Origin of the sequence: Paracidovorax sp. MALMAid1276 (genome assembly GCF_049198005.1) — a bacterium.
In the GTDB taxonomy this organism is placed as follows: Bacteria; Pseudomonadota; Gammaproteobacteria; order Burkholderiales; family Burkholderiaceae_C; genus Acidovorax.
Genome location: NZ_JBMIRS010000254.1, coordinates 1 through 5006, shown reverse-complemented (window position 1 = coordinate 5006; position 5006 = coordinate 1). Strand labels below are relative to the sequence as shown.

The 5006-nt window shown below is 66.2% G+C and carries 4 protein-coding genes; all 4 read left to right on the top strand.

All coding sequences use genetic code 11. The features are described from left to right. Nucleotides 1-212: 212 nt before the first annotated feature. Entirely contained in the window at nucleotides 213-1595 is a 1383-nt protein-coding gene (cysS, locus tag ACOQFS_RS21325) for a cysteine--tRNA ligase (protein WP_421564815.1), read from the top strand. Nucleotides 1596-1642: 47 nt separating this feature from the next. Beyond that, nucleotides 1643-2317 (top strand): DNA-3-methyladenine glycosylase family protein, encoded by a 675-nt coding sequence (locus ACOQFS_RS21320; RefSeq protein WP_421564814.1) that lies wholly within the window; start codon nucleotides 1643-1645, stop codon nucleotides 2315-2317. A gap of 101 nt (nucleotides 2318-2418) precedes the next feature. Continuing rightward, nucleotides 2419-3393: an acetyl-CoA carboxylase carboxyltransferase subunit alpha gene (locus ACOQFS_RS21315; RefSeq protein WP_421564813.1), complete on the top strand. Its 975-nt coding sequence runs from the start codon at nucleotides 2419-2421 to the stop codon at nucleotides 3391-3393. A 189-nt stretch (nucleotides 3394-3582) separates the two neighbouring features. After that, the coding region (locus tag ACOQFS_RS21310) for a methyl-accepting chemotaxis protein (RefSeq protein WP_421564812.1) at nucleotides 3583-5006 on the top strand (1424 nt) is incomplete at its 3' end.

Here is a 5006-nt window from a genome sequence, read left to right as displayed (position 1 = left end):
AGCCCAGGGTGGCCCCCTGGGCGCAGGCGGTGGTACCGCGCGAGACCGGTTTATCGTGCGTTGCAGCCGATGCTCCTTCTGCCGCGCAGACTCCTAGAGGCCCCCTGCCGGGCCAACCCCCGCCGAGGGCTCTGAAATCCTGTTCCAGGCCCCCTGCTGCCGGGTGCACTTTGTTGTCACCCACCCACCCCATCCCCCTGACTGTTATCCCCATGAGCTTGCGCATCTACAACACGCTTTCGCGTGCGTTGGAGGACTTTTCCCCGCTCGAACCCTCACATGTACGCATGTATGTGTGCGGCATGACCATCTATGACCTGTGCCACATCGGCCACGCCCGCATGATGATGGCGTTTGACGTGGTGCAGCGCTGGCTCAAGGCCAGTGGCCTGAAGGTCACGTACGTGCGCAACATCACCGACATCGACGACAAGATCATCAAGCGCGCGCTGGAGCGCGGCATCACCATCCGCCAGCTCACCGACGAGATGATTGCGGCGATGCACCACGACATCGGCCTGCTGGGCATCGAGCCACCCACGCTGGAGCCGCGCGCCACCGAGTACGTGCCGCAGATGCTCTCGCTGATCGGCCAACTCGAAGGCAAAGGCCTGGCCTACCGTGCCAGCAACGGCGACGTGAACTACTCGGTGCGCAAGTTCGAGGGCTACGGCAAGCTTTCGGGCAAGTCACTGGATGAGCTGCGCGCAGGCGAACGCGTGGCCGTGCTGGACGGCAAGGAAGACCCGCTCGACTTTGTGCTGTGGAAGGCCTCCAAGCCCGAGGAGCCGAAGGACGCCCAGTGGAGCAGCGAATTCGGCTCCGGCCGCCCCGGCTGGCACATCGAGTGCTCGGCCATGAGCTGCGCCACGTTGGGCGAGTCGTTCGACATCCACGGCGGCGGTGCCGACCTGCAGTTCCCTCACCACGAGAACGAAATCGCCCAGAGCGAAGGCGCCACGGGCAAGCCCCTGGCCCGGTTCTGGGTGCACAACGGCTTTGTGCGCGTGGACAACGAAAAGATGTCCAAGAGCCTGGGCAATTTCTTCACCATCCGCGACGTGCTCAAGAGCTATGACGCCGAGACCCTGCGCTTCTTCATGGTGCGCGCCCATTACCGCAGTGCGCTGAACTACAGCGACGCGCACCTGGACGACGCCCGCCAGGCCCTGAAGCGCCTGTACACGGCGCTGAGCCTGGTGGCCCCGGCCGAAGTTGCCGCCATCGACTGGACCCAGCCGCACGCCGCCCGCTTCAAGGCCGCGATGGACGAAGACTTCGGCACGCCCGAGGCCGTGGCCGTGCTGTTCGAGCTGGCGGGCGAGGTCAACAAGACCCGCTCGGCCGAGCTGGCGGGGCTGCTCAAGGCGTTGGGCGGCTGCATCGGCATCTTGCAAGGGGATCCCAAGGCCTTCCTGCAGGCCGGAGCGACCGGCGTGGACGAATCCGACATAGAGGCGCAGATCGCCGCCCGCGCCGCCGCCAAGGCTGCCAAGAACTTCGCCGAGGCCGACCGCATCCGCCAGGCGCTGCTGGCCAAGGGCATCGTGCTCAAGGATTCCGCCACAGGCACGACCTGGGAAGCCGCGCAATGATGCCGGTTTTTGAGCCAAATTGGCCTCTAGCGCTTATGAGGTAAGCGGTGGCAGCTACTAAAAAGATAGCGGTGGATGCCGCCAACCCCGCGCTGGTGCTGGCCACGCCCGACTACTGGTCGGAGGCCTGCAAGCACCTGGTGAAAAAAGACCGGGTGATGAAGCGCTTGATACCGCAGTTTGGCGACGCTGCGCTACAAACCCGTGGCGATGCGTTTGTCACGCTCGCGCGTTCCATCGTGGGCCAGCAAGTGTCCGTGGCGGCCGCGCAAGCCGTGTGGGAGCGTTTTGTGCTGCTCCTGCCGCGCGGCATGAAGCCGGCCAGCGTGCTCAAGCTCAAGATCGACGACATGCGTGCGGCCGGTCTGTCAGCCCGCAAGGTCGACTACCTGGTCGACCTGGCCATGCACTTTGAAAGCGGCAAGCTGCATGTGAAGGACTGGGCGGCGATGGACGACGAGGCCATCATTGCCGAGCTGGTGGCCATTCGGGGCATTGGCCGGTGGACGGCCGAGATGTTCCTCATCTTCTACCTGATGCGGCCCAATGTGCTGCCCCTGGACGACCCGGGGCTGATCGCGGGCATCAGCCACAACTACTTCTCGGGCGACCCCGTAAGCCGCAGCGATGCCCGCGAGGTGGCCGAGGCCTGGAAGCCCTGGTGCAGTGTGGCGACTTGGTATATTTGGCGGTCGCTCGACCCGCAGCCGGTCACTTACTGATGGCACCCTGACGCGTTTGAACCATCATCGTTAACCGTCGGTTACAGTGCGGGCCATTCATCGTGGCAGCCGCCCCGGCGCGAGCCCCAAGGAGAACAACGTTGGCGAAAAAAACCTTTCTGGATTTCGAGCAGCCCATTGCCGAGCTCGAATCCAAAATTGAAGAACTGCGCTACGTGCAGACCGAGAGCGCTGTCGACATCTCGGAAGAGATCGACCAGCTCAGCAAGAAGAGCCAGCAGCTCACCAAGGACATCTACAGCGAGCTGAGCCCCTGGCAGATCACCAAGATTGCCCGCCACCCCGAGCGCCCTTACACGCTCGACTACGTGCGCGACATCTTCACCGACTTTGTCGAGCTCCATGGCGACCGCCACTACGCGGACGATCAGTCCATCGTGGGTGGCCTCGCGCGTTTCAACGGCCATGCCTGCATGGTCATCGGCCACCAGAAGGGACGCGACACCAAGGAGCGCGCCATGCGCAACTTCGGCATGAGCAAGCCCGAGGGCTACCGCAAGGCCCTGCGCCTGATGAAGACCGCCGAGAAGTTCAAGCTGCCCGTGTTCACCTTTGTGGACACGCCCGGCGCCTACCCCGGCATCGACGCCGAGGAGCGCGGCCAGTCCGAGGCCATCGGCCGCAACATCTTCGAGATGGCGCAGCTTGAAGTGCCCATCATCACCACCATCATCGGCGAGGGCGGATCGGGCGGCGCACTGGCCATCAGCGTGGCCGACCAGGTGGTGATGCTGCAGTACGCCATCTACTCCGTCATCAGCCCCGAGGGCTGCGCCTCCATCCTCTGGAAGACCAGCGACAAGGCGCAGGAAGCGGCCGACGCCCTGGGCATCACGGCCCACCGCCTCAAGGCCCTGGGCCTGGTGGACAAGATCGTGAACGAGCCCGTGGGTGGCGGCCACCGCGACCACAAGCAGATGGCTGCCTTCCTCAAGCGCGCCCTGGGCGACGCCTTCCGCCAGGTGGCGGACCTGAAGGTGAAGGACCTGCTGGAGCGCCGCTACGAGCGCCTGCAAAGCTACGGCCGCTTCAGCGACACCAAGGCCGAGCGCTGACCTGCGGCGCTTGTCACAGCGCGCCGCCCCCCGCTCCCCCCATTCGCCCGCACCGCAGCCACGGCACGCCCCTGCCGTGGCTGTTCTTTTATGGGCGTGTTCCATGACGCCCCCCTGGCGCACCACCGGTAACCGGATGTAGCATGGCCATACGCCTGCCACCTGGCGGGCGCCATGGAAGGGAACGCCATGTCGCTGCTGAAGACGCTCAAGGGCCAGATCCTGCTGGTCTCCGTGGCCTGCCTGGTGGCCGGTCTGCTGGCCCTCACGGTGGCCAACTACCTTACGGCCCGCGCCCAGGCCTACGCATCGCTCAACGCGCAGTCGCAGGCGCTGGCCCGCAGCCACATCGAAGCCCTGCGCGACTGGGCACGCAGCAAGGCCCTGGTGGTCGAGTCTGCGGCGGCGGCGCTGGCAGACGCCGACGCGGCCAAGCCGCTCAACATGCTGGCCAAGGCCGGCAATTTCCACACCACCTATTTCGGCTATGCAGACAAGCGCACCGTGTTCTCGGAGCCGCAAAACCTGCCACCCGACTACGACCCCACCGCGCGCCCCTGGTACAAGCAGGCGGCCGCAGCCGAGGGCTCGGTGCTGACCGCGCCCTATGCCGACGCGGGCGGGGCAGGGCTGGTGGTGACGTTTGCCCGGGCCGCACGTGAAGGTGGCAGCGTCAAGGCGGTGATGGCGGGCGACGTGTCGCTTGCGGCGGTGGTGGCCAACGTTGCGTCCATCAAGCCCACTGCGTCGAGCTACGCGTTTCTGGTGGGGAGCGATGGCGGCATCATCGCCCACCCCGATGTGAAGCTGGCCCTGAAGCCCGCCACCGACATCTCGCCTGCGCTCACTGCGGCAGGCCTTGCCGACATGGCCAAGCGGGCCGATCTCTCGGCGCTGGACCTGCAGGGCCGCGCCATGCTGCTCACGGTGGCACCGGTCACCGGAACGCCCTGGCTGCTGGCCATTGCCATGGACCGTGGCGAGGCGTTGCAGGCCATCACCACCATGCTGCAGGTCTCCCTGGGCGCAGGCATCGTTGTGCTGCTGGTGGCGCTGGTCGTTCTGGCGGGCATCCTGTCGCAGCGGCTGCGGCGGCTGACGCAGGTGCGTGATGCCATGCATGAGATCGGCGCGGGCGACGGCGATCTGTCGCGCCGCATCGACGCGCAGGGCGAGGACGAGCTCGCGCAGATCGCCGCCAGCTTCAACAGCTTTGCCGGCAAGCTCTCCGGCGTGCTTGCGCAGATCCGCGACGCCAGCAGCTCGGTGCGCGTGGCGGCCGAGGAGATCGCCACCGGCAACCACGACCTGAGCGGACGCACCGAACTCACGGCATCGAGCCTGCAGCAAACGTCCGCCTCGATGCAGCAGCTGACCGAAACCGTGCGCCAGAACGCCGACGCCGCGCGCCAGGCCAACCAGCTGGTGGCGCAGGCCTCCAGCGTGGCGCAGCATGGCGGCACCGTGGTGGGCAACGTCGTCAGCACCATGGACCAGATCAACGCGGCGTCGCGCAAGATCAACGACATCATCGGCGTCATCGACGGCATCGCCTTCCAGACCAACATCCTCGCGCTCAATGCCGCCGTGGAAGCGGCCCGCGCGGGCGAGCA

What these genes read in the sequence shown, in the direction of transcription:
- cysS (WP_421564815.1), top strand. Translation starts at nt 213, where the DNA reads ATGAGCTTGCGCATCTACAACACGCTTTCGCGTGCGTTGGAGGACTTT.